The 377-nt window shown below is 40.3% G+C and carries 1 protein-coding gene; it reads right to left on the bottom strand.

Annotated features, from left to right (window positions below; translation table 11 throughout):
* On the bottom strand, window positions 1-361 hold a 361-nt coding region (locus tag KMHG_RS17090; RefSeq protein ID WP_147608303.1), incomplete at its 3' end, for an RNA-guided endonuclease InsQ/TnpB family protein.
* Window positions 362-377: the final 16 nt, after the last annotated feature.

Raw genomic sequence — 377 nt, 5'->3', positions numbered from 1 at the left:
CTACTTTACGACGTTGCTTTTGGTAGTTCATACATTCACTTAAGTCGCGTTGATCTTTTTTCGCTTTTTCGTAGCGACGAGATAACTTACGTTGCTCACGTTTTAGCTTCTGTTCCATCTTAGCCGTAAAGCGTTGGTTATCCACTTTACGTCCATCGGATAGAATCGCAAAGTCAGTAATACCTAAATCAATCCCGACAGATTGATTTGTTTTAGGTAATGGTTCAAATTCTGGGACTTCGCAGAGGATCGACACGTAAAACTTGCCACTCACATTGTATTTAATGGTCGCTCTCATAATACGACCTTCAATGTCACGCGACTTCACAAATTTTACGAGTCCGAGCTTTGGTAATTTCATTTGATTGCCTACAATC

The sequence above is a fragment of the Kurthia massiliensis genome (assembly GCF_000285555.1).
In the GTDB taxonomy this organism is placed as follows: Bacteria; Bacillota; Bacilli; order Bacillales_A; family Planococcaceae; genus Kurthia; species Kurthia massiliensis.
The sequence above is the reverse complement of the archived record's forward strand: the minus strand, read 5'-3'. Positions and strand labels throughout refer to the sequence as shown.